Annotated in this window: 20 protein-coding genes; 1 reads left to right on the top strand and 19 read right to left on the bottom strand. The window is 61.0% G+C overall.

Going from position 1 to position 23,912, the window contains the following annotated elements:
* Positions 1-12 precede the first annotated feature (12 nt).
* The 11 genes from ureC to urtA all read right to left on the bottom strand — a co-directional run bounded on the left by ureC (position 13) and on the right by urtA (position 10,361).
* The gene (gene ureC, locus H8B20_RS18975) at positions 13-1,713 is read right to left on the bottom strand and encodes an urease subunit alpha (RefSeq protein ID WP_042557439.1); all 1,701 of its coding nucleotides are present in this window, start codon (positions 1,711-1,713) and stop codon (positions 13-15) included.
* A gap of 200 nt (positions 1,714-1,913) precedes the next feature.
* Positions 1,914-2,219 (bottom strand): urease subunit beta, encoded by a 306-nt coding sequence (locus H8B20_RS18980; RefSeq protein ID WP_127925651.1) that lies wholly within the window; start codon positions 2,217-2,219, stop codon positions 1,914-1,916.
* Positions 2,219-2,752, bottom strand: coding sequence for a GNAT family N-acetyltransferase (locus tag H8B20_RS18985; RefSeq protein WP_042557441.1), 534 nt, complete (start codon positions 2,750-2,752; stop codon positions 2,219-2,221). Before H8B20_RS18985 ends, H8B20_RS18980 begins: the two co-directional genes overlap by 1 nt.
* A 5-nt stretch (positions 2,753-2,757) precedes the next feature.
* On the bottom strand, positions 2,758-3,291 hold the full coding sequence (locus tag H8B20_RS18990) for a GNAT family N-acetyltransferase (protein ID WP_210624179.1): 534 nt from the start codon (positions 3,289-3,291) through the stop codon (positions 2,758-2,760).
* A gap of 9 nt (positions 3,292-3,300) precedes the next feature.
* The gene (gene ureA, locus H8B20_RS18995) at positions 3,301-3,603 is read right to left on the bottom strand and encodes an urease subunit gamma (protein WP_042557443.1); all 303 of its coding nucleotides are present in this window, start codon (positions 3,601-3,603) and stop codon (positions 3,301-3,303) included.
* 157 nt (positions 3,604-3,760) lie between these two features.
* Entirely contained in the window at positions 3,761-4,600 is an 840-nt protein-coding gene (locus H8B20_RS19000; RefSeq protein WP_210624180.1) for an urease accessory protein UreD, read from the bottom strand.
* 43 nt (positions 4,601-4,643) lie between these two features.
* Complete coding sequence (gene urtE, locus H8B20_RS19005) at positions 4,644-5,342, bottom strand: urea ABC transporter ATP-binding subunit UrtE (protein ID WP_042557445.1); 699 nt, start codon at positions 5,340-5,342, stop codon at positions 4,644-4,646.
* Between the two features lie 143 nt (positions 5,343-5,485).
* A complete protein-coding gene (urtD, locus tag H8B20_RS19010) occupies positions 5,486-6,355 on the bottom strand; it encodes an urea ABC transporter ATP-binding protein UrtD (protein ID WP_042557446.1) in 870 nt (289 codons plus the stop codon).
* Complete coding sequence (gene urtC / locus H8B20_RS19015) at positions 6,352-7,431, bottom strand: urea ABC transporter permease subunit UrtC (RefSeq protein WP_210624181.1); 1,080 nt, start codon at positions 7,429-7,431, stop codon at positions 6,352-6,354. Before urtC ends, urtD begins: the two co-directional genes overlap by 4 nt.
* Positions 7,431-8,933, bottom strand: coding sequence for an urea ABC transporter permease subunit UrtB (gene urtB / locus H8B20_RS19020; protein WP_115145909.1), 1,503 nt, complete (start codon positions 8,931-8,933; stop codon positions 7,431-7,433). The genes urtC and urtB overlap by 1 nt, the downstream gene beginning before the upstream one ends.
* Positions 8,934-9,095: 162 nt before the next feature.
* Complete coding sequence (gene urtA / locus H8B20_RS19025; protein WP_042557449.1) at positions 9,096-10,361, bottom strand: urea ABC transporter substrate-binding protein; 1,266 nt, start codon at positions 10,359-10,361, stop codon at positions 9,096-9,098.
* A gap of 320 nt (positions 10,362-10,681) precedes the next feature.
* On the opposite strand from urtA, the gene H8B20_RS19030 reads away from it, so the two are divergent.
* Complete coding sequence (locus tag H8B20_RS19030) at positions 10,682-15,370, top strand: DUF4329 domain-containing protein (protein WP_210624182.1); 4,689 nt, start codon at positions 10,682-10,684, stop codon at positions 15,368-15,370.
* A gap of 125 nt (positions 15,371-15,495) precedes the next feature.
* On the opposite strand, the gene H8B20_RS19035 is transcribed toward H8B20_RS19030, so the two are convergent.
* The 8 genes from H8B20_RS19035 to cbiE all read right to left on the bottom strand — a co-directional run bounded on the left by H8B20_RS19035 (position 15,496) and on the right by cbiE (position 23,863).
* Positions 15,496-16,869, bottom strand: coding sequence for a PepSY-associated TM helix domain-containing protein (locus H8B20_RS19035; protein ID WP_047299524.1), 1,374 nt, complete (start codon positions 16,867-16,869; stop codon positions 15,496-15,498).
* A gap of 125 nt (positions 16,870-16,994) precedes the next feature.
* Positions 16,995-19,115 (bottom strand): TonB-dependent copper receptor, encoded by a 2,121-nt coding sequence (locus H8B20_RS19040; RefSeq protein ID WP_210624183.1) that lies wholly within the window; start codon positions 19,113-19,115, stop codon positions 16,995-16,997.
* Positions 19,116-19,199: 84 nt separating this feature from the next.
* Entirely contained in the window at positions 19,200-19,631 is a 432-nt protein-coding gene (locus H8B20_RS19045) for a DUF2946 domain-containing protein (RefSeq protein ID WP_200615010.1), read from the bottom strand.
* Positions 19,632-19,652: 21 nt separating this feature from the next.
* The gene (locus tag H8B20_RS19050) at positions 19,653-20,132 is read right to left on the bottom strand and encodes a copper chaperone PCu(A)C (RefSeq protein WP_210624184.1); all 480 of its coding nucleotides are present in this window, start codon (positions 20,130-20,132) and stop codon (positions 19,653-19,655) included.
* 48 nt (positions 20,133-20,180) lie between these two features.
* Positions 20,181-20,579: a DUF2946 domain-containing protein gene (locus H8B20_RS19055; protein WP_210624185.1), complete on the bottom strand. Its 399-nt coding sequence runs from the start codon at positions 20,577-20,579 to the stop codon at positions 20,181-20,183.
* Positions 20,580-20,836: 257 nt separating this feature from the next.
* On the bottom strand, positions 20,837-21,565 hold the full coding sequence (locus H8B20_RS19060; RefSeq protein ID WP_210624186.1) for a cobalt-precorrin-6A reductase: 729 nt from the start codon (positions 21,563-21,565) through the stop codon (positions 20,837-20,839).
* Entirely contained in the window at positions 21,562-22,659 is a 1,098-nt protein-coding gene (locus H8B20_RS19065) for a cobalt-precorrin-5B (C(1))-methyltransferase (protein ID WP_210624187.1), read from the bottom strand. The genes H8B20_RS19060 and H8B20_RS19065 overlap by 4 nt, the downstream gene beginning before the upstream one ends.
* Positions 22,652-23,863 carry a precorrin-6y C5,15-methyltransferase (decarboxylating) subunit CbiE gene (cbiE, locus tag H8B20_RS19070; protein ID WP_210624188.1) on the bottom strand — a complete coding sequence of 404 codons (1,212 nt, stop codon included), beginning with the start codon at positions 23,861-23,863 and terminating at the stop codon, positions 22,652-22,654. Before cbiE ends, H8B20_RS19065 begins: the two co-directional genes overlap by 8 nt.
* Positions 23,864-23,912 lie beyond the last annotated feature (49 nt).

Raw genomic sequence — 23,912 nt, forward strand, 5'->3', positions numbered from 1 at the left:
GACAGGTCGCAATCAGAACAGAAAGTAACGCTGCGCCATCGGCAGGGTTTCTGCTGGTTCACACCACAACAACACACCGTCGGCCTTGACCTGATAGGTCTGTGGATCGACATCGATGTTCGGCAAGTAATCGTTGTGGATCAGATCGGTTTTCTGCACATCGCGGCAACCTTTGACCACCGCGATTTTCTTCTTCAATCCCAGTTGTTCCGGCAACCCGGCTTCCTGCGCCGCCTGACTGATAAACGTCATGCTGGTGGCGTGTAGCGAGCCACCATAACTGGCGAACATCGGCCGGTAGTGCACGGGTTGCGGCGTAGGAATCGAGGCGTTGGCGTCGCCCATCAGGCTTGCCGCAATGGCGCCGCCCTTGAGAATCAACGTCGGTTTCACGCCGAAAAACGCCGGACGCCAAAGCACCAGATCCGCCCATTTCCCCACTTCGATGGAGCCCACTTCATGGCTGATGCCATGGGTGATCGCCGGGTTGATCGTGTATTTGGCGATGTAGCGTTTGGCGCGGAAGTTGTCGTTGCCGGCGCCGTCCTGTGGCAGCGGGCCGCGCTGCTTTTTCATCTTGTCGGCAGTCTGCCAGGTGCGCGTGATGACTTCGCCGACGCGACCCATGGCCTGGCTGTCTGAGCTGATCATCGAGAACGCGCCGAGGTCGTGGAGAATGTCTTCGGCGGCAATGGTTTCGCGGCGAATGCGGCTCTCGGCGAACGCCACGTCTTCGGCAATGCTTGGGTCGAGGTGGTGGCAGACCATCAGCATGTCGAGGTGTTCGTCGATGGTATTGCGGGTGAACGGTCGGGTCGGATTGGTCGAGCTGGGCAGCACGTTGGCGAAACCGCAGGCCTTGATGATGTCCGGTGCATGGCCGCCACCGGCACCTTCGGTGTGATAGGTGTGGATGGTGCGGCCCTTGAACGCGCCGAGGGTGGTTTCGACAAAACCGGATTCGTTGAGCGTGTCAGTGTGGATCGCCACCTGCACGTCGTACTGATCGGCGACGTTCAGGCAGTTATCGATGCTCGCCGGGGTGGTGCCCCAGTCTTCGTGCAGCTTGAGGCCGATGGCGCCGGCCTTGACCTGCTCGATCAACGGCTCCGGCAGGCTGGCGTTGCCCTTGCCGGTGAGGCCGATGTTCATCGGGAACGCGTCGGCGGCCTGAAGCATGCGCGCCAGATGCCACGGTCCGGAAGTGCAGGTCGTGGCGTTGGTGCCGGTGGCCGGGCCAGTGCCGCCGCCGATCATGGTGGTGACGCCACTCATCAGCGCTTCTTCGATCTGCTGCGGGCAGATGAAGTGGATGTGCGTGTCGATGCCGCCCGCGGTGAGGATCATGCCTTCACCGGCAATGACTTCGGTACTGGCGCCGATGGCGATGGTCACGTTGGGCTGCACGTCCGGGTTGCCGGCCTTGCCGATTGCGGCGATGCGCCCATCCTTGAGGCCGACGTCAGCCTTGACGATGCCCCAGTGATCGATGATCAGCGCGTTGGTGATCAGCGTGTCGACGACTTCGGCGGCCAGCAGTTGGCTTTGGCCCTGACCGTCGCGGATGACTTTGCCGCCACCGAATTTCACTTCTTCGCCGTAGGTGGTGAAGTCCTGTTCGACTTCGATCCACAGTTCGGTGTCGGCCAGGCGCACCTTGTCGCCGACGGTGGGGCCGAACATGTCGGCGTAGGCTTGTCTTGAAATCTTCATTTAGTGTCCTTCAAAAAAATAGCGGTGACACATCGACCCTCACCCTGGCCCTCTCCCAGAGGGAGAGGGGACTGACCGCGGGTTTCTTTCGAGTTTCGTCGAGCTGAAATATCGAGCCGTACTCAGGATCTGAACGAGCCCCAATCAGCGCCCTCTCCCTCGGGAGAGGGCTGGGGTGAGGGGCTGCGTTACACGCGCAATTACAAGTCCCCCATGATCCGCCCGGCAAAACCGAACACCCGCCGATGCCCGGCGTAATCCACCAGCTCGACTTCCCGGCTCTGCCCCGGCTCAAAGCGCACCGCCGTGCCCGCCGGGATGTTCAGGCGCATGCCACGGCTGGCCGCGCGATCAAACGTCAGGGCGTCGTTGGTTTCGAAAAAGTGATAGTGCGAGCCGACCTGGATCGGCCGATCGCCGCTGTTGGCGACTTTCAGGCTGAGGGTGCGGCGGCCGACGTTGAGTTCAATGTCGCCGGGCTGGATCTGGTATTCGCCAGGAATCATCACTGGGCTCCTTGCAGAATTTTGTAATAGAGGGCGGTCGGTCGATACGTGCCGTGCGGATCGCAGGCGTAGTCGGGGATGGCCCCGGCGCGGGTGTAACCCAGGGCTTTATAGAAATCTTCAGCCGGCGAACCCGCTTCTGTGTCGAGGTAGAGCATGCCGCGTTTGTGCTTGGACGCTTCGAGCTCCAGCGCACTCATCAATTGCTGACCGAGGCCGCGACGACGGGCGTGTTCGCGCACCAACAATTTCTGCACCTCGGCGCGGTTCAGGCCATTGGCCTTTTGGCACAGGCCCAACTGCACACTGGCCAGCACTTGCTCGTCGTTGACCACCACCCAAAGCAACACGCTGCCCTTGTTGACGTTGTCTTGCACCTCGTCGAAATAGGCGCGGGCCTGCGCGGCATCGAGGTCGGCCATGAAGCCGACACTGGCGCCATACCCCACGGCATCAAGCAGCAGATCGATCAGTCCCTGACGATAATGCGCAAAACTTTCAGCGTTGACGCGGCGCAGTTGGGCGGCGTTCATCGGTGTCACTCCTTGTTGGTGTCGGGCGGCTCCGCGCCAGGGTTGAGGGTCAGTTGCATGAAGGTCAGGTCCAGCCAGCGACCGAACTTGGTACCGACTTGCGGCATCTGCCCGGTGATGAGGAAACCGGCGCGCTCGTGCAATCGAATGGAGGCGGCGTTGCCGCTTTCGATGGCGGCGACCATGACGTGTTTGCCGCAGGTTTTTGCGCGTTTGATCAGTGCCGTCATCAGTTGTGGACCGAGGCCGTTGCCGCGTTGGTCGCTGCGCACGTAGACCGAATGCTCGACGGTGTGGCGAAAGCCGTCGAAGGGCCGCCAGTCACCGAACGAAGCGTAGCCGAGCACCGTGTTGTCGCTGTCGACGATCACCAGGATCGGGTAAGCCTGAGCCTGGCGTGCGGCGAACCACGCTTGCCGGTTGCCGAGGTCGACGGCCGATTCGTTCCAGATCGCCGTGGTGTTGAGCACGGCATCGTTGTAGATATCGCGGATCGCCGGCAGGTCGGCGTGGAGGGCATCGCGAATGGCGTAAGTCATGGCGCGGCCTCAGACAATCGGTTGGTGGACGGTGACCAGTTTGGTGCCGTCGGGGAACGTTGCCTCAACCTGAATCTCCGGGATCATTTCCGGGATGCCTTCCATTACTTGGTCGCGGCTGAGCAGGGTGGTGCCGAAGTGCATCAGCTCGGCCACGGTGCGGCCGTCGCGGGCGCCTTCGAGCAGGGCTGCGGAGATGTAGGCCATGGCTTCCGGGTAGTTGAGCTTCACGCCGCGAGCCAAACGCCGCTCGGCGACGAGGCCGGCGGTGAAGATCAGCAGCTTGTCTTTTTCGCGTGGGGTCAGGTCCATTGTGGGGTTCCATCAGGGCAGATTGAAAAGAGTCGGGACTGTTGGCACAGATCCCTGTGGGAGCGAGCCTGCTCGCGAATACGGACTCATATTCAGCACATGTGTTGGCTGACACAGCGCTTTCGCGAGCAGGCTCGCTCCCACATTGAATTGCATTTCAGGTGTTCCAGATTCGTGGGGGCTGGGCGTCGCGGCCTAGCAAGGCTGGGCGCAGCAAGCGCCATAAATCGATCAGCCAAGCACGCGCCAACAACGCTTCACTGGCCAGACAACGGGCAACCACCAGCCCCGGCAGTTGGGTCAGGTCACCGCGCACCTCATGGCCCAACGAGCGGCAGCGCTCCAGCAGTTCAGCATCAATTTCGCCGGTAACCAGCAACGTCGCAAACACCGGTTTCCCGTCCAGCCCGATCGGCGAGTCGAGCAAACCGTCCCCGCCGACAATGCGCTGACGTTCATGCCAGAGCAATCGACCATCACGACGAATATCCAGATGACTCTGAAAATGGCCCAGATCAAAGCGCTCGCCACTGGCCGGACGACCCAGCGCGACCACGTCCCAGTAGAACAACCGCGCATCGCCTTGAAGATCAATCGACGTCGTCAGTTCAGCCTGCGCGGCGCTGTAGACGATGGTCTCTTGCGGCAACCATTCCAGCGTCGCCCCGGCAGCTACCTTCAAATCCAGCTGCTGATACGCAGGGCCTGCCGCGCGGTACCACTTGGCCGCGCCGGGGCTGGTGATCTGCGCCCAGGCGTGCTGTTCGACGCGGGCGCTGATGTCCAGCCGATCGCCGCCGGCGATCCCGCCGGGCGGGTGGACGATGATGTGTTGGCACACTTCAGGACCTTCGGCGTACAGATGCTTTTGCACCCGCAGCGGGCCGAGGTGACGGCGCATGACCGGGCGCGTGCAATCGCCGAAGCGCGCGTAGGCCAGCTCCAGCTCAGCGTGCCAGCTCGGGGTAAACAGGGCAGTGGAAATGGGTAAATTCATGGTTTGTAATTATCGTTAGGAAGCTACAGGTTAGATCGTATCGTTAAATCGTGACTAGCCCGCGCACACCTTCGGCCTCCATATTTTCGCCGCGACCCTGTTGCACGATCTCGCCCCGGGACATCACCAGGTACTGATCGGCCAGCTCCGCGGCGAAATCGTAGAACTGCTCCACCAGCAGAATCGCCATGTCGCCACGCGCCGCCAGCTTCTTGATCACCGCACCGATCTCCTTGATCACCGACGGCTGAATGCCTTCGGTGGGCTCGTCGAGGATCAGCAGGCGCGGACGGCTGGCCAGTGCTCTGCCGATGGCAAGCTGCTGTTGCTGTCCGCCGGACAAGTCGCCGCCGCGACGCTGTTTCATCTGCAGCAGCACCGGAAACAATTCGTAGATGAACGCAGGGACTTCCCTGGCTTCGCTGCCGGGAAACCGCGAGAGGCCCATCAGCAGATTTTCCTCCACCGTCAGCCGGCCGAAAATCTCGCGACCCTGGGGCACATAGGCAATTCCGGCGTGGACCCGTTGGTGCGGTTTGAACGTGGTGATGGGTTTGCCTTCCCAATTTACCGCGCCTTCTTTCGCCGGCAGCAGGCCCATCAGGCATTTGAGCAGCGTGGTCTTGCCCACGCCGTTGCGCCCGAGCAGGCAGGTAACTTCGCCGACCTTCACGTCAAAGCTCAGGCCACGCAGGATGTGACTACCACCGTAATACTGGTGCAGCTTTTCGACTTGCAGCATGTCCAAATTCCTTCTGTTCTACACAGAACACTGTGGGAGCTGGCTTGCCAGCGATGTCGGTGGTTCAGTCGACATCGATGCTGGATGTGCCGGCCTCATCGCTGGCAAGCCAGCTCCCACAGTTTTTGATGAGTGTTTGCAGTTCAGCGGCCGAGGTAAACCTCGATCACCCGCTCGTTTTCCTGCACCTGCTCAAGCGACCCCTCCGCCAACACGCTGCCCTGGTGCAACACCGTCACGTGGTCGGCAATCGAGCCGACAAACCCCATGTCATGCTCCACCACCATCAGCGAATGTTTGCCGGCCAGGCGCTTGAACAGTTCTGCCGTGAACTCGGTTTCGGCATCGGTCATGCCCGCCACCGGCTCATCGAGCAGCAGCAGTTGCGGGTCCTGCATCAGCAACATGCCGATTTCCAGAAACTGTTTCTGCCCGTGGGACAACAACCCGGCCTGACGGTTGACCGAGGTGGTCAGGCGAATCGTGTCCAGCACTTCGCTGATGCGATCACGTTGTTCGCCGCTCAAGCGCGCACGCAAACTGGCCCACACCGATTTGTCGGTTTTCTGCGCCAGTTCAAGGTTTTCAAACACGCTCAGCGCTTCGAACACCGTGGGTTTCTGAAACTTGCGACCGATGCCGGCCTGAGCGATCTGCACCTCGCTCATCTGTGTCAGGTCCAGGGTTTCGCCGAACCAGGCTTTGCCGTGGCTGGGACGGGTCTTGCCGGTGATCACGTCCATCAACGTGGTTTTGCCTGCGCCGTTGGGGCCGATGATGCAGCGCAATTCGCCGACGCCGATGTACAGGTTGAGATTGTTCAGTGCGCGAAAGCCATCGAAGCTGACGCTGATGTCTTCCAGGGTCAGGATCGTGCCATGGCGGGTATCGAGGCCCGGGCCGACGCGTTGGCCGAGGCCGATGGAATCGCGGCTGGTGCCGGCATCCTTGTTCGGCTCGACGGGAAAGAAGGCGGGTTCAAGCATGAATTCTGCGCTGGCTGTGACTCTCATGATTCACCTCGTTTTTTCAGCAGACCGATCACGCCTTTGGGCAAGTACAGGGTCACGATGATGAACAGCGCACCGAGGAAGAACAGCCAGTATTCAGGGAACGCCACGGTGAACCAGCTCTTCATGCCATTGACCACACCAGCGCCCAGCAACGGGCCGATCAAGGTGCCGCGTCCGCCGAGGGCGACCCACACTGCGGCTTCAATCGAGTTGGTCGGCGACATTTCGCTCGGGTTGATGATCCCGACTTGCGGCACGTACAACGCACCGGCCAAGCCGCACAGCACCGCGCTCAACACCCAGACAAACAGCTTGAAACCGCGGGGGTCATAGCCGCAGAACATCAGACGGTTTTCCGCATCACGCAGCGCGGTCAGCACCCGACCGAACTTGCTACGCGCCAGACGCCAGCCGATAAACAGACTCGCCACCAGTAACAAAACCGTCGCCAGAAACAGCACCGCGCGAGTGCCGGGTTCAGTGATGCCGAAACCCAGAATCGTGCGGAAATTGGTGAAGCCGTTGTTGCCACCAAACCCGGTCTCGTTGCGGAAAAACAGGAGCATGCCGGCGAAGGTCAGGGCCTGGGTCATGATCGAGAAATACACGCCTTTGATTCGCGAGCGGAAGGCAAAAAAGCCGAACACCAGCGCCAGCAATCCCGGCGCCAGCACCACCAGGCACATGGCCCAGAGGAAGCTGCTGGTGCCGGTCCAGTACCACGGCAATTCGCTCCACGACAGGAAGGTCATGAACGCCGGCAGGCCATCGCCGGCAGCCTGACGCATCAGGTACATGCCCATCGCATAACCGCCGAGGGCGAAGAACAGACCGTGGCCCAGCGACAGCAAACCGGCGTACCCCCAGACCAGATCCAGCGCCAGAGCGACGATGGCGTAGCAGAGGATTTTGCCGACCAGCGTCAGGGTGTACGCCGAGACATGCAGCGCATTGTCCGGCGATAACAGTGACAGCAGCGGCAGGGCGATCAGCAGTGCGAGGGTCACACCACCCACCGCAATCGTGATTTTCGGGCCGGCCTTTTGCGTGGCCGTAACGAGCAGGGGCTGGTTCATCAGTCGATCACCCGTCCTTTCAATGCGAAGAGGCCTTGCGGACGTTTCTGGATGAACAGAATGATCAACGCGAGGATCAGGATCTTGCCGAGCACCGCACCAATCTGCGGTTCAAGAATCTTGTTGGCGATGCCCAGGCCGAATGCCGCGAGTACGCTGCCTGCCAACTGGCCAACACCGCCGAGTACCACCACCAGGAACGAGTCGATGATGTAGCTCTGGCCCAGATCCGGGCCGACGTTGCCGATCTGGCTCAGCGCCACTCCGCCGAGTCCGGCGATACCGGAACCGAGGCCGAAGGCGAGCATGTCGACGCGACCGGTGGGCACGCCGCAGCAGGCGGCCATGTTGCGGTTCTGCGTGACCGCGCGAACGTTGAGGCCCAAGCGTGTCTTGTTCAGCAGCAGCCAGGTGAGGACAACCACAAACAACGCGAAAGCGATGATGACGATGCGGTTGTACGGCAGCACCAGATTGGGCAGCACCTGAATCCCGCCGGACAGCCACTCGGGGTTGGCCACTTCGACGTTCTGCGCACCGAACAGCAAACGCACCAACTGAATCAGCATCAGGCTGATGCCCCAGGTGGCGAGCAGGGTTTCCAGCGGTCGGCCGTAGAGGTGACGAATCACCGTGCGCTCCAGCGCCATGCCAATGGCGGCGGTGACGAAAAATGCCACCGGCAGTGCGATCAGCGGATAGAACTCGATGGCCTGCGGGGCATAGCGCTGGAACATCAACTGCACCACATACGTCGAGTAGGCGCCGAGCATCAGCATCTCGCCGTGGGCCATGTTGATCACGCCGAGCAGGCCGAACGTGATCGCCAGACCCAGTGCCGCAAGCAGCAGAATCGAACCCAGCGACATGCCGCTGAACGCCTGCCCGAGCACTTCGCCGATCAGCAATTTGCGTTTGACCTGGGCGAGGCTGGTTTCCGCGGCGGTGCGCACGCCGGCATCGGTTTCGACGCCTGGTTCGAGCAAACCTTCGAGGCGAGTACGCGCCAGTGGGTCGCCGGTTTCACCGAGCAGCCGCACTGCGGCGAGTCGCACTGCCGGATCACTGTCGACCAGTTGCAGATTGGCCAGCGCCAGGCTCAGGGCCGCGTGGACACTTTCATCTTTTTCGCCAGCCAGTTGCTGGTCGAGGAATTTCAGCTGCGCCGGTTTGGCGCTTTTCTGCAATTGCTGCGCGGCGCTCAGACGGATTTTGGCGTCGGCGGCGAGCAATTGGTGGCTGGCCAGAGCGGTGTCGATCAGACCCCGCAGGCGATTGTTCAGGCGCAGGGTTTTCGGTTGGCCGTCGACGGTCAACTCGCCTTGTTGCAGTGCGTTGATCAGTTCGATACGGGCCGGGTCGGGCTGCGCGGCCCAGGTTTCCAGCAGTTTGGCTTGTTGCATGGGATTGGCGGCGACGAAGTCTTCGGCGTCGCCGGCAAAGGCAGCCATCGGCAACAGCAGTGCGATGGCACAGATGAATCGGTAGAGGGCAGTGGGCATAGTCAGTCGCCTTGACGCGGACATTGTGGGAGCGAGCCTGCTCGCGAAAGCGTTCTGTCAGTCACATCAATGTTGGATGTGCCGAGGTCTTCGCGAGCAGGCTCGCTCCCACAGGGAATTGCGTCAGCCTTGCGTCAGGCGCAAGACCGACATCCAGGTGACTCAGTTGCTCTTCACCGCATAATCCGGCTTCTTGTCGTTGCCATCGATAAACGGACTCCAGGGTTGCGCCCGAATCGGCCCCTCGGTCTGCCACACCACGTTGAACTGACCGTCGGCCTGAATCTCGCCGATCATCACCGGTTTGTGCAGGTGGTGATTGGTCTTGTCCATGGTCAGGGTGTAGCCCGACGGTGCGGCAAAAGTCTGGCCGGCGAGGGCTTCGCGGACTTTGTCGACGTCGGTGGATTTGGCTTTCTCTGCGGCCTGCGCCCACATGTGGATGCCGACGTAAGTGGCTTCCATCGGGTCGTTGGTCACCGCTTTGTCAGCACCCGGCAGGTTGTGTTTCTTCGCGTAGGCTTTCCAGTCGGCGACGAATTTCTTGTTCGCCGGGTTCTCCACCGACTCGAAGTAGTTCCACGCGGCGAGGTTGCCCACCAGCGGTTTGGTGTCGATACCGCGCAATTCTTCTTCGCCTACCGAGAACGCCACCACCGGTACATCGGTGGCTTTCAGGCCCTGGTTGGCCAGTTCTTTATAGAACGGCACGTTGGAGTCGCCGTTGACGGTCGAGATCACCGCAGTCTTGCCGCCGGCCGAGAATTTCTTGATGTTGGCAACAATGGTTTGATAGTCGCTGTGACCGAACGGGGTGTAGACCTCTTCGATGTCCTTGTCGGCGACGCCTTTGGAGTGCAGGAAAGAACGCAGGATCTTGTTGGTGGTGCGCGGGTAGACGTAATCGGTGCCGAGCAGGAAGTAGCGCTTGGCGCTGCCACCTTCTTCGCTCATCAGATATTCAACAGCGGGGATGGCCTGCTGGTTCGGCGCGGCGCCGGTGTAGAACACGTTAGGCGACATCTCTTCGCCTTCGTATTGCACCGGGTAGAACAGCAGACCGTTGAGTTCTTCGAACACCGGCAGCACCGATTTACGCGACACCGAGGTCCAGCAGCCGAACACCACCGCAACCTTGTCCTGGGTCAGCAACTGCCGGCCCTTTTCCGCAAACAGCGGCCAGTTCGAGGCCGGGTCGACCACCACCGGTTCGAGCATCTTGCCGTTCACGCCGCCCTTGGCGTTGATCTCGTCGATGGTCATCAGCGCCATGTCTTTGAGCGACGTTTCGGAGATCGCCATGGTCCCGGACAACGAATGCAGAATCCCGACCTTGATGGTCTCGGCTGCCTGGACAGTCCAGGTCATGCCCATCGCGGCAATGGATGCCGTGAGTGTGAAAGCCTTGATCAAACTGCGACGCTTCATTGTGCGATCTCCATGAACGTTAAAGTTTTTTATGGTTGGCAGATGCGGACGACTGAAGGGTGTTTTGCAAGGGCTGTGCCCAAAAAGGGAATGGCGTGATCTTGAGGATGCAGGCCCGTAAGCCGGCGGACGCCGCACTAAAAACAGGCAGGATGGCCACACGAGTGCAGGGCCTTGCGCGCAAATGGTGCTGTGCGTAAGAAAAGGCCTCACGCACAAGAATGGTTACACAACCAATAATTATGTAATGCAAATCACGAGGGGCGTGCGCGCACAGTCATTGATTCGATATCCCGATTTTTACTCGCAGGATTTTTATCATGGACGATGTACCAGGCCGGATCGACCGTGCCGCCAATCCCCCCGGAAAGCCGAAGTTACCGCAAGTGGGCCCGGCTTTTTTAACGCAGGAAGATGCCGCTTATTGGGCTCACCGCAAAATTCCACTCAAGCCGGACAGGGAATATGGCAGCGTAATCCTGCAGCGACCCGATGGCGGATTTGTCGCCACTGTGCCGATCGCGGGGGAGGTTACCCGTTTCGATTTCGGCACTGTTATCGAAGTCGACGCAAAGGGAAGTTACGTTCATCCCAACGGTTATAAATGTGTCGCGAATTTGCATTGCCACGCCGCGCTTCACGACAAGATCCGCGAGCACAATCCGAAGTGGGACGAATTGCTGGTCAGGTTATTCATCAGCTTTTTTTCTGATCTCGATTTTGTGGCTGATGTGGCTGCACGGGATTTTTTTCCCGCCGCCTACCTCTCCGGTCCCGACGGGACGTTGCTCAAGTATTCCCCCAGCGGCTCGAGCGCTGAGCACAGTTACTACCTTTGGCGTCGGGCGGGTTCGCCCACCGGCAATCCGGTGGGTACCTATGACGTGATGAGTATCATCAACAAGGTTGCATCGGTGGGGGAGCTCAAGGTCATTGCCTCGAATGCAGACTGGGGCAATTCCGTCGGCCGCGTGCCAGCGGACTGGAAAGCCGGGCAGTCCTTTTCTGGAGGGACAGTGTCGGACTTTCCCCTCATGACCCGGGTTTGTGTCAGTGCCGAAGGGGCGGTTCGTGCCGCGCTCAAGACTGTTGACGCACAGACTTCAGGTCTGGTGCTCAAGAGCCTGACAGATGAAAAATACGTGGCGACCCATCCGCGTCCGGCGGGGCTGGCGGCGTGGGATCCGGAAAATTGGTTCCCTCCCGGATCCGACGGGCAATTAAAGCTGCCCAAAGGCTATGCGCTGGAGGGGTTTTACTTCGCTTCACGTCCCCGTCCCGAGGAGTTTCCGCCTTCCCAGCGCTGGCTCTACGAAAATTTCTTCACCCCGCAGGAGATGGCCGATGCCATCGCCAGCCGCGCCAAGGCCGAACGATTGGCCGCGTCGGGCCAACCTCTGTCGCTGTACATGCAGGCAAAAGATGACGCGTTGTTGAAGTACACCTTCAGCGGCAGTCAGGTCGAGACCGCGCTTGGCGTCAAGGGGACTGACGGGGCGGGCCTGCAAGCCAGACTTCGCAGTGGCTCTTTGCGCACGCAGGAGTTCGTCTCTGTCGTGATTCTCGCCGGACGCCTGCAGGTGTTGCGCGGAAGTGCCCTGTGGGCGCGACTCGGTCCAGTGGATATCGACTGGACGCCGTTTGCGAACTTCTCCTGGCCAATATTGAGCCGTGCATTTTTAACGGCCGACGACGCCGTTAGATATGCCCATGAGCAGATTGGCCAGCGGCGCGAGCACACGTACGCAGGCTATGTTTTTCAGCGCGAAGACAAACGCTTCGTGGTGACCGAACCGCTCGAAGGTGACATCGCTGTCATCAGCCGCGGTGAGCTTTATCCCTGCGACACCAAGGGCAATCCGGTTTTCCCTGACGATCATGTTCTGTATGCCCGTTATGTGTCTCACAAAGCACTCTCGCAGCTTGAGCCCACGGATTTGCTGGTACGCCGATGGAGCCGGCAGGATGCTGCTTTGAGTCTGCAAATGGTCAGCGTCGAGGAAGCGCGACAGGTCTTTCTGGATAACATCCCGCTGTATGTGTCCGCCGCGCAGAATGGGCTGGTCATGTTCGTGCCCGACCAGACCGCAATGGCCCAGGACCTGGCCCGACGTCTGGGCACTGCAAAACATCCCGGTGCACTGGCCCGTTCGCTGGCGACTGGCGAAACCCTGCCGCAGGCGTTTATCAAGGAGCAAGCGTCGGCCGGTCGCTTGACGGTACTGCTCAACAGTGAGCTATGGGGAGAGCGAGGGCAGATAACGCCTGACTGGATTTCGCCTGCCGCGCCTTGGGCGTGGAAGCGTCCCGAGCAGGTCGCCTTCGGCGCGGTCTGGGCGTCGGCCGATGAGGCCGCGCAGGAACGGTATGCTCGTGACACGCGTCTGCATGACTCCGAGCGTGCCTGGTTCGGATTTATCCTCAAGCACAAGGATCGCGAGGAATACGTCGCCACGGAGATGTTTCCCGTCGGCGAGTCCAGAAACAACGTGTTCCAGCTACAAAGCATGTTTGCTCGACAACTGGCACCGCCGTGGTACCAGTTCCTCGAAGGCTTCGATCGGCACGCGTTTTTTTATTCGCGCCAGCGAGTGAAACATTCGCTGAGCGATCCCCGCTCCTGGTTAGCGCAGTACTTCATCCCGCCGGAAGACATCGCCATTGCAACGTATTACACCCAACGCCGTTCCGTGGTGGAGTCCAATAAAGGCATCCCTCTGTATATGTCGACCCAAGACGGCGCCTTGCTGAAATATGAACGAAGCAGTACCAGTCGGCTGTTCGACGCCGCCGCACCGAATCTCGACCTGACCCTGGAATTCATCAATAGAAATCTGAAGCAGGGCAAGCTGCTGCCCGAGGAGTTTGTCCGGATTGTTGCCGGCAGTGGCCAACTCAACGTGCTTCGTACGAGCCTGTGCTGGAATGGAGCGGGCCGCGTTGATGCAGACTGGAGGCCCTGGATGAATCTTGAGCGGCGGTGGCTCGGCCCGGTTTTTCAGAGCCCAGGCGACGCGGCAGTCCATGCCCGCTCGCAAATACCCGCTTTTGCGAAAAAGACCCACGGCGGCCTGATCCTGAAAAGACCTGATGGGTTATACGTGGCCGCTGTACCGATCGAAGTTTCCCGAGAGGATTTCGACGTTACTGAGATCTACCCCGAAAGCAGCAAGACCAAGGGGCTGTTTCCCGCCGGCTGTCAGGTCATGGCGCGATATCGATCCCGCATCGGCAGGGGCGTGTCAGTCTTGCTTTCGTCAGTCGAGAAACAGGCGTATCTGAACATGCTATCGGTGGATACCCTCTTCACGGCGCTCACGCAGGCTTCGACCGACGCACTGGACGAGTACCTGTTCAACCCCGACGGTTCGCTCGTTTGCTACCAGTGCGGAGTACTCGATCGCGTTCGCGCGCATATCGCCAGTTTGTTGAAAGACTACAAGGGGCTGCCCGCCGATCTCGACGCCAAGGCAATCAAACAGTTCATCCGCACCGGAGAATTGAAACCGGGAGATTGGATCGACTCATTGGCCAAGGCCGGCAATCTGCGAGTCATCGTCGGCAGTCAGTTATGGGGTGCTCCACGAGCCGTGACCCATTGGACGGCATTTTCCGCAGATTCGCTTGCGCCGACGCAGTACCGCAAAGCCCTGAACGCGCCGGTATGCAGTCCGCTGTTCATCCAGGCAGATGCAGCCGCCCGCTACGTTCATGAAGCCGGGCTGAGCCGAAACAACCAGACCTTTGGCTTCATCCTCCGTTCCGCGGAAGGTTCGTTCATGGCCAGTGTGCCCGTCGAGGTTCAACGTTCGTCGTTAGCGCTGGATCGGGTATTCCAGAACGGCCAGCTGCCTGCCGGTTTTGAGCTGGACTCGATCTGTATTCGCGCATCGCTGCCACCTCTGGGCTCGGGTCTTGATGACGTCCGGCATGTATTCGTCATGCCCACTGACGTGCAGCAGGCACGCGCCAGGGCCGACGCTCCCCATGGGTACAAACCCGTTTACTTCTCCTGCGCCGATGGCGCGCTGCTCAAGCTGTCACTGCATTCGTACGAGCCCGGAACCTTCTTCGACCGGCTCGGCCAGATTGAATTGCGGCCCAACTCGTTTGCTACGCCGGAACAAGCCGCGAACGATGAGCGTGACATTGCCAGCGGGACATTCAATTTCACCGATTACGTTCGGCGCATGGCCAGGGCCGGTACGCTGGAGGTTATCGAAACCAGTGAACACTGGTCCCGCCATGGCGTACTGGGTGATGACTGGCAGCCTCGCATGAGCGACGTGTCCAGCGCTGATAGATGGATAGGCAACCACTCTCCGGCGCTGGGGCCGATTTTTCATCATGCCGATGACGCCGCACGCCATGCAGGCACGAAAGCGGGCCACGAGCCGGTCTTGGGTATCGGTTACGAGGGGGCGATTCTCGGAACGTCTGCGGCCAACCGGTTTGTCGCGCTGGAACCGATTGCCTACTCGGCTAATGAGGACAGCCCGCTGAGCCGGATATTCCGCGCTCCCGGCGATCCGGCGACCAATCTGCGCAATCCGGCACCACGCTATCCTGCAGGCTATACCTTTGTCGCCAGCCACCAGTTCCATCTGTCAGGGAACACCACGCTCGGCGGTGACGCTGACGAAGTCCATGCGAACTTCGCCGCGCCCGCCCTCTTGTACGCGCATACGCATGAATTGAAAAAACAGGGTTTTGCGATTCTGGATTACTACTATTCAAGCCCTGGCGGTGTGCTGCTTAAATACAGCCCCGTCTATAAGGACGAGGAGCGAGATCTGCTGTTGACCCGAACGGTGGCATTCGAAGGCGGGCGGTGGATCAGTCGATTGAGCCCCGGCGAATTCATTTCCAGGCTCAGCGAACTTGGCGAATTAAGGGTACTGGTAGCAGGCTATTACTGGAGGCAGACCGGTCGCATCGCAAACCTCTGGAGAACCCATCGCCAGCAACCGCCGAGCGCCGGACTGACCCGCAGCCATGACGAACTCTGATTACGGCTGAGCGCGCAATGCTGAATCTCTGATGGGCTGCCACAAGTTGCGATTGTTTGATTCAGCGTCAGGATCAAACAATCGCCGCCCATGGCAACGCCATCAGGGAGAGGGTCAGAGAACGGTCAGTTAACCGAATCCGCGGTTTGCTGACTGAGCCGTGCGATAAAAAACTTATCCAACAACCACACCACCACCAGCGAAGCCCCCACCAGCGGAAAGATCACCGCCAGCGCAAGCATGATCACCACGCCGGTTTTCCATTTCGGCAGGTCATGACGCAGCGGTGGCACTCCGAACTTGCCCTGTGGGCGACGCTTCCACCAGATCACCACGCCGCTGACGGCGCTGAGCAGAATCATCAGGCAGATCAGCAGCACGACGATCTGGTTGAAGGTGCCGAACATCTTGCCTTCGTGCAGCATCACGCCGATTTCCGTGGCTCGCGCGACCGTGCCGTAATGCTCGAAACGCACGTCGGCGAGCACCTTGCCGGTGTACTGATCGACATGCAGCGTGGCGTCGTTGCGTGGGTCGTCGGCAAACACGGCGATGGTGAACACACCGGTCGCGGTGGTGGGCAGGGTGATGCTGTAGCCCGGTTCGACTTTGCGTTCAGAGGCGATGTTCTGCACATCTTGCAGGCTGATGCTCGGCGCGGCCGGGCCGGCCGGGGCAGCGCCGTGGGCCATGTGTTCGGCGTGGTCGCCGGACATTGGCATCGGCGTGTTTTCCATCGCCCATGGCACGGTCTGGCGCGTGGCGCTGTTGAGGCTGCGGGCCTCGACGTCGGAGGTCGGCACGTTTTCCCACATCGCCGCCGGGAACACGTTCCACACCTGCGCGTATTGCTTGCCCCAGAAACCGGTCCAGGTCATGCCGCTGAGCAGCATCACCAGCAGCAGTGTCGCGCCCCAGAACCCGGTGACCGCATGCAGATCACGCCACAGTACGCGGCCGCGACTGTTCAGGCGTGGCCACAGAATCCCCGCCGCCTGACCGCGCGGCCACCACAGGAAAAGCCCCGACACCACCAGCACCACGCCCCAACCGGCGGCCATTTCGATCAGTCGGTCACCGACGGTGCCAATCATCAACTCGCCGTGGATGGCGCGGGCGATGGCTTGCAGATTCTGCTTGGCATCCTGTTCGCCGAGGATGTCGCCGTGGTACGGATCGACGAATACGTTCAGCTCCTGCCCGGCATTGGTCACGACAAATTGCGCGCTGCGCTCGGGGTTGACCGGTGGCAGGTACTGAGTGATCTGGCCTTGGGGATAAGCACTTTTGACCCGCTGCAGCAGGTCATCGGCGGGCACGGTGTGATGACCGGCCGGGACGTTGAGCAGACTGCTGTACATCAGCGAATCGAGTTGCGGTTTGAACAGGTAAATGATGCCGGTCAGGGCCAGCATCACCATGAACGGCGCGACGAACAATCCGGCATAAAAATGCCAACGCCAGGCCAGGTTGTAGAAATTCGGTTTGGGCTTTTGCATCACGTTTGCTCCGCTTGGCGAATCATTTTTCAAGATCAAAAGATCGCAGGCTGCGCCAGCTCCTACATGGGGACAGCGTTCAACCTGTAGGAGCTGGCGAAGGCTGCGATCTTTTGATTTTTTTGTTAGAAACTCATGTCCACCTTGGTCCAGAGCGTGCGCCCCGGCTCATTGATGGCTTGCGGGTCGTTGGCCGGGTAGCCGAAACCGGCGTTGCCCGCCAGGTTCAGGTGTTCGGCGTAAGCTTTGCCGAACAGGTTGTCGACGCCGCTGCTGACCTTCCAGTTTTTGTTGATCCGGTAGGCACCGTTGAGCGAGAACACGCCGAAGCCCGAACTCTTGTCGTAATCCTTGCCGACCACGTTGCCCTTGTTCTGATCGATACGGTTTTGCGCAGCAACCACCCTCCACAGTGCGCCGGCGCTCCAGTTGTTTTCGCTATAGGTCAGGCCCAAACGTGCGTCCAGCGGCGGCATTTGTGGCAGGGCCGAACCGTCGCTGCTGTTCTTGCCCCAGGCGTAAGCCAGGGTCGCATCGGCCTTCCAGTGGTCGGTGAGGTTGTACGCGGCGCCGAGTTCACCGCCCATGATCCGCGCGTCGATGTTCTCGGCGCGCGAAGTACTCATGCCCATCATTCCCGGGGTGTAGTCGAAGAGGATGTAGTCGCGCACCACGCCGATGTACCCAGAGGCCCAAGCCTCAAGATCGGCACTCTTGTAGTTCACGCCGAAATCCAGCTGGGTAGTCTTTTCCGGTTTGATCGAGTCGAACGCATTGACCGAGCCGGCAGGTCCGGATTTCGGCGAAAACAGCTCCCAGTAATCCGGGAAACGCTGCGCGTGGCCAATACCGGCGTAGAGCGTGGTCGGGCTGTCGGCCAGATCATGCTCGTAGCGCACGAAGCCGCTCGGCAAGGTATCGGCGCGGGTGTCATCGGCGGTCGGATTGGGCCGGGCCATCATTCCCGAACCGCTGGTCTGTCGGTAATCCTTGGCCGAGGCGCGGTCAACGCGGGCGCCGGTGATTAGCCGATCACGGTCGGCGGCGTACCAGGTCATTTCGCTGAACACGCCGTAGTTATGGAAATCGGCGTCCTTGGCGTAGGGCTGATCCTTGTAGGTATCGATGCCCATGCCGCTGCGCTGGCGGTGTTCGTTGGTCTGCGCGTCAAGGCCGGTGATCAGCTGAATGTCAGCCCAGCGCCACGTTGCTTTGACCCGTGCGCCAAGGGTGCGGCGGTCGACGTTGGATGCCATTGGCCCCGCCATCATGCCGGTGCCGGACGGGGTGCGCAGGGTGTAGTTGTCCATCACATGGTCGGCGTAGTTGTAATAGACCTGTGCTTCCAGCTTCTCCAGCACGTCGCTGATGTTGGATCTTTCGACGCGCAGGCCGAGGCTTTCACGCAGGAACTGCGAACCGTCCATGCCGCGTCCGGCGTAGCGGGCTTCACCATCACCCTTGCCGGCGGTGAGCTCGATCAGGGTGTCGGCATCCGGCGTCCAGCCCACGGCGACATCGCCGTTCCACTTGTCGTAGCGCGAGGCGACGATGTCGTTGTTGCCGTCGCGGTAGTCGTCGGAGTGCGCGGTGTTGCCGATCACCCGAACGTAGCCCAGCGGCCCGCCGGCAGCGGCGTCGACGACTTTGTCGAAGCGCCCGTGTGAGCCGGCCAGAATGCTGGCGTTCACCCGCGTGCCGAGTTCGCCGAAGCTTTCCGGTTCACGGTCGAACAGCACGGTGCCGGCCGAGGCGCCCGGGCCGTAGAGCACGGTTTGCGGGCCTTTGATCACCGTGAGTTTGTCGTAGGTTTCCGGCGAGATGTACGAGGTCGGCGCGTCCATCCGGCCTGGGCAGGCGCCGAGCATCATGCTGCCGTTGGTAAGAATATTCAGGCGCGACCCGAACATGCCACGCAGTACCGGATCACCGTTGGTGCCACCGTTGCGCACCAGTGCAAAGCCCGGAATGGTCTTCAGATAGTCGCCGCCATCGCTGGCCGGCACTGGCTGGCGCGGGTCTTTGGGGTTGGTGACGATGGTCAGCGGCGAGCTTGGGGCGATGGCGGTAATCACCGTCGGGCTCAGTTCTTCACGGTGATCGGCGTGATCATCGGCCAGCACCAGCGGGGACAGCAGGATGCCGCAAAGGACGGCGATAGCGTGCCTGAAACGAATGCGCGATTCGTTCAAAGCGAAGGACGCCTGGGCAGAGCCCGAGCGGGGAACAGCAGAAAACCTGGACATGACAATTTCCATCAATCAGTCGTAAACGACACGGCCGGCAGCCTGAGGCTGTCTTCTCAACCGTGTGCAATCAAAGGTGCGTGTTTACGCTGTGACGGGCGGGGCGCGGGGGCGAGCGCCGGGAAAGAAGGTTGGCCGGGCATGACCCAGGCGTGGCGAGGGTGAAGTGTAGGTGCTCAGCGGCAGGATATTGAAGGCAACGAAATCGCCGCCGCCGGTCAGTGCCGGGCAATTGAACAGCAGGCTGCAATAGCCGCATTTTTCCCACAGCACATGCTGCGAGGATTGTGGCGGGCAATGTTCGGCGGAGGGTTTTGCGCCATGCCCGGCGTGATCCATGCCGGGCATGTCCATCGACATGTCCATGCTCATTGGCGTGGATGTCGAGGCGTGTTGATTCATCGGCATCGACTGAGAAATCAGTGGGCCGATGAAGATCATCAACATGGCGAACAGGGCGATCCAACTGCCGTGCTGACGGCGGTTGTCGATGGACCTGGCGCGAGGCGGGCGCATGGGCAGGATCAGCCGGACTGATTACTGAGCGTGCGCGTGGGCCTTTGTCGTTTCCGGCGGTTTCTTCTGCACGGCGACTTCGACGGTGACGTCTCCGGCTTTCTCGAAGTGCATGGTCAACGGGAAGCGTTTGCCGTCGCTGAGCAGGTTGCGGTCCGTCGGGTTGAGCAGCATGACGTGATAGGCCATCGGCGCGAAGGTCACGTTGCCGCCCGCAGGAATATCCACGCTTGGCACCTGCTGCATCTTCATCAGATCGCCCTGCATCACATGCTCATGCAATTGTGCTTCGGGGGCGATGGGCGAGTCGACGCTGAGCAAGCGGTCGGCGGTCTTGCCGTTGTTGTGAATCACGAAATACGCGGCAACCGTGGGTGCATTGGGCGGTAGCTCCTGTGACCACGGGTGGGCAATTTCAAGCTCGCCAGCCTTATATTCGTGGGCATGGGCGAAGCACGCAGGCACCAGCAGCGCAGCGATGACGATGAATTTGTTCAACATGGCAGTTCTCCAGAACGATTTGAAACGCAGATTAATTGCGCGAACAAATCAAACCAGAGGGGAGGCGCGGGGGTTCAGACTCGGCCATTGCTGGCGCGGCGTAGGGGCTTGCAATGAGGCGGGCGCCACGCTGCGATTGCTTTCGAAACGCGCGAAATACAGCTGCGGTGCATGCCCCGGCAGCGCAACCAGCGGCGCTGAGCCTGAGCAACACCAGCAATGCTGCATGTTGGAATGGGTGTCATTCGGCGGGGCTTGCTGATCGGTGGTGCCGATGTTGATCGCCACCATTTTCGTCCCGCTGCCAGTGCAGAAACTGCTCCACAACAATTGCTCGGCCGGTGAATTGGCCGTCTGTGCCATCGCTCCCGTCATCGGCATGGCGAGCATGTTGAACAGCACTGCAAAGCAGGCAATCCAGGCAAGCGCGAGCCGTTGTCGGTTCATGGGACAGATCCATAGGGTGGGCGATCAGGCGTGGCTATTTAGCCTGATCAGGGCCGATAAGTAAAAAAGCGTCGTGCGGTTTGGTGTCGCAGAGCTTCCTGCAAGAGGTTGAGACGTCTACGGCCCAGCTCGATTTCGCCGTTACAAATGAGTGTAGCGGCTTCGATTCGTATTGCCTGGGCGAAATTCGAGTCGTTTTCTATTCGTGCGCGAATGGTCTGCATGACGTCTCGGAGCGCTACTCGGTTGCTATCTATTTAAATACGGTTGAAGGTCGCTAGGGCGGTGATGACTTCGTCGACCGAGGCAAACTCCCGATCAACCCCCGGCAACTTTGGCCGCTTCAACACAATCACCGGCACCCCACGCTCCCGCGCCACTTCCAGCTTCGGTTCGGTCGCCGTGCTGCCGCTGTTTTTGCTGATCAGCACATCAATCTGGCGCCGCTCGAACAGCGCCCGTTCATCCTCAAGCACAAACGGCCCCCGTGCGCCGATGACTTCGCAGCGTTCGTTACCGGGGTAAACGTCGAGGGCGCGCAGGGTCCAGAATTGTTCGGCGGGGATTTCGTCGAGGTGTTGCAACGGTTCGCGGCCCAAGGTGAACAGGGGGCGGCGAAACGGTTTGAGGGCGTCGATCAGTTCGGCCCAGTCGCTGACTTCACGCCAGTCATCACCGGGCTGCGGCTGCCACGCCGGACGGCGCAGGGCCCAGCAGGGGATGCCGGTCTGTTGCGCGGCGGTGGCGGCGTTCTGGCTGATTTGTGCGGCGTAGGGATGGGTGGCGTCGAGCAGCAGATCAACGCGTGCATCCCGAATGAACTGCGCCAGACCTTCAGCGCCACCGTAGCCACCGACGCGCACCTGACAGCGCAGATCGGTGGGCACACGACCAACCCCGGCCAGGCTGTAAATATGTTGCGGGTCGAGGGTACGGGCAATCGCCAGCGCCTCAGTCACGCCGCCCAACAACAGAATCCGCTTCATGCAAAACCTCCGGCATGGCCAACGACACCGCCCTGACGATCTATCGCAAACACCTCGACCTGCACCTGCGCCGGCACCACGCTGCGAGCAAACTCCAACGCGTGACGACAGACCTCATCTCCCAGTGCGATGCCCACGGCACTGGCCATCGCCAACGCCTGCTGGCTGGTGTTCGCCTCACGAATATTCTGCTGCAAAGTCTCATCGGCGCCGATTGCCGCCGCCCAGTCGGCCAGTTGCGGCAGGTCAATGCTGGAATGGCGCGAGTGCAGATCCATGTGCCCGGCCGCCAGTTTGCTGATCTTGCCGAAACCGCCGCACAGGCTGAGTTTATCCACAGGCACTTTGCGCAAATGCTTGAGTACCGCGCCGACGAAGTCGCCCATTTCGATCAGGGCGATTTCCGGCAGGTTGTACACCCGGCGCATGGTGTCTTCGCTGGCGTTGCCGGTGCAGGCGGCGATGTGCAGATAGCCGTTGGTCTTGGCGACATCGATGCCTTGATGAATCGAGGCGATGTACGCCGCGCAGGAAAATGGCCGGACGATGCCGCTGGTGCCGAGGATCGACAAGCCGCCGAGAATGCCTAGGCGCGGGTTCATGGTCTTCAGCGCCAGGGCTTCGCCGCCCTCGACGTTGACGGTGACCTCGAAGCCGCCGGCATAACCGGTCTCGGCCGCGAGCAGGCTCAAGTGGTCGCTGATCATCTTGCGCGGCACCGGATTGATCGCCGGCTCCCCCACGGCCAGCACAAGTCCCGGGCGTGTCACGGTGCCAACGCCCGCACCGGCATTGAAGCGAATCCCCGGTTCGGCCGACAGCCGCACCCGCGAATAGAGCAAGGCGCCGTGGGTCACGTCCGGGTCGTCGCCGGCGTCCTTGATCGTCCCGGCTTCGGCGCCGTCGTCGGTCAATCGGCAGAACTCCAGCCGCATCTGCACCTGTTTGCCCTTGGGCAAGATGATTTGCACGGCATCGGCGCAGGCTCCGCCAAGCAGCAGGCGGGCGGCGGCGAGGCTGGTGGCGGTGGCGCAGCTGCCGGTGGTCAGGCCGCTGCGCAGGGGCGCGGGTTGTTCGGCGGTTTCGTCACGCATCGAAAGGTTTGACCAGATCGAGCAAGGTGATCGGCAGCGCCTGACGCCAGGTATCGAACTCGCCGAGCGGTTGCGCCTGAGCGACGTGGATGCGCGTCAGCTCGCCGCCGTAGCGTTCGCGCCAGTGCATCAGGGTGACTTCGCTTTGCAGGGTGACTGCGTTGGCGACCAATCGACCGCCGGGTTTGAGTTGCTCCCAGCAGGCCTCGAACACGCCTTCGCGGGTCACGCCACCGCCGATGAAAATGGCGTCCGGTCGCTCCAGTCCCGCCAATGCCTGCGGTGCTTTGCCGCGAATCAATTGCAGCCCCGGCACACCCAGCGCATCGCGGTTGTGTTCGATCAATTGCTGCCGGCCGTCATCGGCTTCGATGGCCAGCGTGCGGCAGCTTGGGTGAGCGCGCATCCACTCGATGCCAATCGAACCACTGCCCGCGCCAACATCCCACAGCAGTTCGCCGGGAGTCGGCGCGAGGCGGGCGAGGGTGATCGCGCGCACGTCGCGTTTGGTCAGTTGGCCGTCATGCTGGAATGCTGAGTCGGGCAGGCCGGCCAGACGCGACAGCCGCGGGGTGTCGGCGTTGGCGCGGCATTCGATGGCGATCACGTTCAGATCGGCAATCGGCGGGTCGCACCAGTCATTGGCGCTGGCGTCGATGCGCCGCTCGGCGTCGCCGCCCAGATGTTCCAGCACGCTTATGCGGCTCGAACCAAAGCCGCGTTCACGCAGCAATTGCGCGACTGCCGCGGGACTGGCGCCGTCATTGCTCAGCAGCAACAGACGCACGCCGCTGAACAACTGCACATTGAGCGCAGCCAGCGGACGGGCGACCAGCGACAGTGTCACGACGTCTTGTAACGGCCAGCCGAGGCGGGCGGCGGCCAGCGAGCAGGAGGATGGCGCGGGCAGGATCAGCATCTCGTCGCTCGGCAGTTGTCGCGCGAGGCTGGCGCCGACGCCGTAGAACATCGGGTCACCGCTGGCCAGTACGCACACCGCTGCACCGCGCTGCTCAAGCACCGGCGCCAGCGAAAAGGGGCTCGGCCACAACTGCCGCTCGCCGCCAATACACAGCGGCAACAAGTCCAGTTGGCGCTGACCGCCGACGATCCGCGAGGCGCCCATCAGGGCACGCCGGGCGTTTTTGCCCAGGCCCTTGAAGCCGTCTTCACCGATTCCCACAACCGTCAGCCAGGGTGACATCTATATTCCTCTAAACATGCCGTTCCGACGGGCAGTCTTTTCATGCCGC

Origin of the sequence: Pseudomonas sp. P42 (genome assembly GCF_017973755.1) — a bacterium.
Lineage (GTDB): Bacteria > Pseudomonadota > Gammaproteobacteria > Pseudomonadales > Pseudomonadaceae > Aquipseudomonas > Aquipseudomonas iridis.

Coding starts and splice junctions, on each gene's coding strand:
- ureC (WP_042557439.1), bottom strand. CDS start 1,713: ATGAAGATTTCAAGACAAGCCTACGCCGACATGTTCGGCCCCACCGTC.
- H8B20_RS18980 (WP_127925651.1), bottom strand. CDS start 2,219: ATGATTCCTGGCGAATACCAGATCCAGCCCGGCGACATTGAACTCAAC.
- H8B20_RS18985 (WP_042557441.1), bottom strand. CDS start 2,752: ATGAACGCCGCCCAACTGCGCCGCGTCAACGCTGAAAGTTTTGCGCAT.
- H8B20_RS18990 (WP_210624179.1), bottom strand. CDS start 3,291: ATGACTTACGCCATTCGCGATGCCCTCCACGCCGACCTGCCGGCGATC.
- ureA (WP_042557443.1), bottom strand. CDS start 3,603: ATGGACCTGACCCCACGCGAAAAAGACAAGCTGCTGATCTTCACCGCC.
- H8B20_RS19000 (WP_210624180.1), bottom strand. CDS start 4,600: ATGAATTTACCCATTTCCACTGCCCTGTTTACCCCGAGCTGGCACGCT.
- urtE (WP_042557445.1), bottom strand. CDS start 5,342: ATGCTGCAAGTCGAAAAGCTGCACCAGTATTACGGTGGTAGTCACATC.
- urtD (WP_042557446.1), bottom strand. CDS start 6,355: ATGAGAGTCACAGCCAGCGCAGAATTCATGCTTGAACCCGCCTTCTTT.
- urtC (WP_210624181.1), bottom strand. CDS start 7,431: ATGAACCAGCCCCTGCTCGTTACGGCCACGCAAAAGGCCGGCCCGAAA.
- urtB (WP_115145909.1), bottom strand. CDS start 8,933: ATGCCCACTGCCCTCTACCGATTCATCTGTGCCATCGCACTGCTGTTG.
- urtA (WP_042557449.1), bottom strand. CDS start 10,361: ATGAAGCGTCGCAGTTTGATCAAGGCTTTCACACTCACGGCATCCATT.
- H8B20_RS19030 (WP_210624182.1), top strand. CDS start 10,682: ATGGACGATGTACCAGGCCGGATCGACCGTGCCGCCAATCCCCCCGGA.
- H8B20_RS19035 (WP_047299524.1), bottom strand. CDS start 16,869: ATGCAAAAGCCCAAACCGAATTTCTACAACCTGGCCTGGCGTTGGCAT.
- H8B20_RS19040 (WP_210624183.1), bottom strand. CDS start 19,115: ATGTCCAGGTTTTCTGCTGTTCCCCGCTCGGGCTCTGCCCAGGCGTCC.
- H8B20_RS19045 (WP_200615010.1), bottom strand. CDS start 19,631: ATGCGCCCGCCTCGCGCCAGGTCCATCGACAACCGCCGTCAGCACGGC.
- H8B20_RS19050 (WP_210624184.1), bottom strand. CDS start 20,132: ATGTTGAACAAATTCATCGTCATCGCTGCGCTGCTGGTGCCTGCGTGC.
- H8B20_RS19055 (WP_210624185.1), bottom strand. CDS start 20,579: ATGAACCGACAACGGCTCGCGCTTGCCTGGATTGCCTGCTTTGCAGTG.
- H8B20_RS19060 (WP_210624186.1), bottom strand. CDS start 21,565: ATGAAGCGGATTCTGTTGTTGGGCGGCGTGACTGAGGCGCTGGCGATT.
- H8B20_RS19065 (WP_210624187.1), bottom strand. CDS start 22,659: ATGCGTGACGAAACCGCCGAACAACCCGCGCCCCTGCGCAGCGGCCTG.
- cbiE (WP_210624188.1), bottom strand. CDS start 23,863: ATGTCACCCTGGCTGACGGTTGTGGGAATCGGTGAAGACGGCTTCAAG.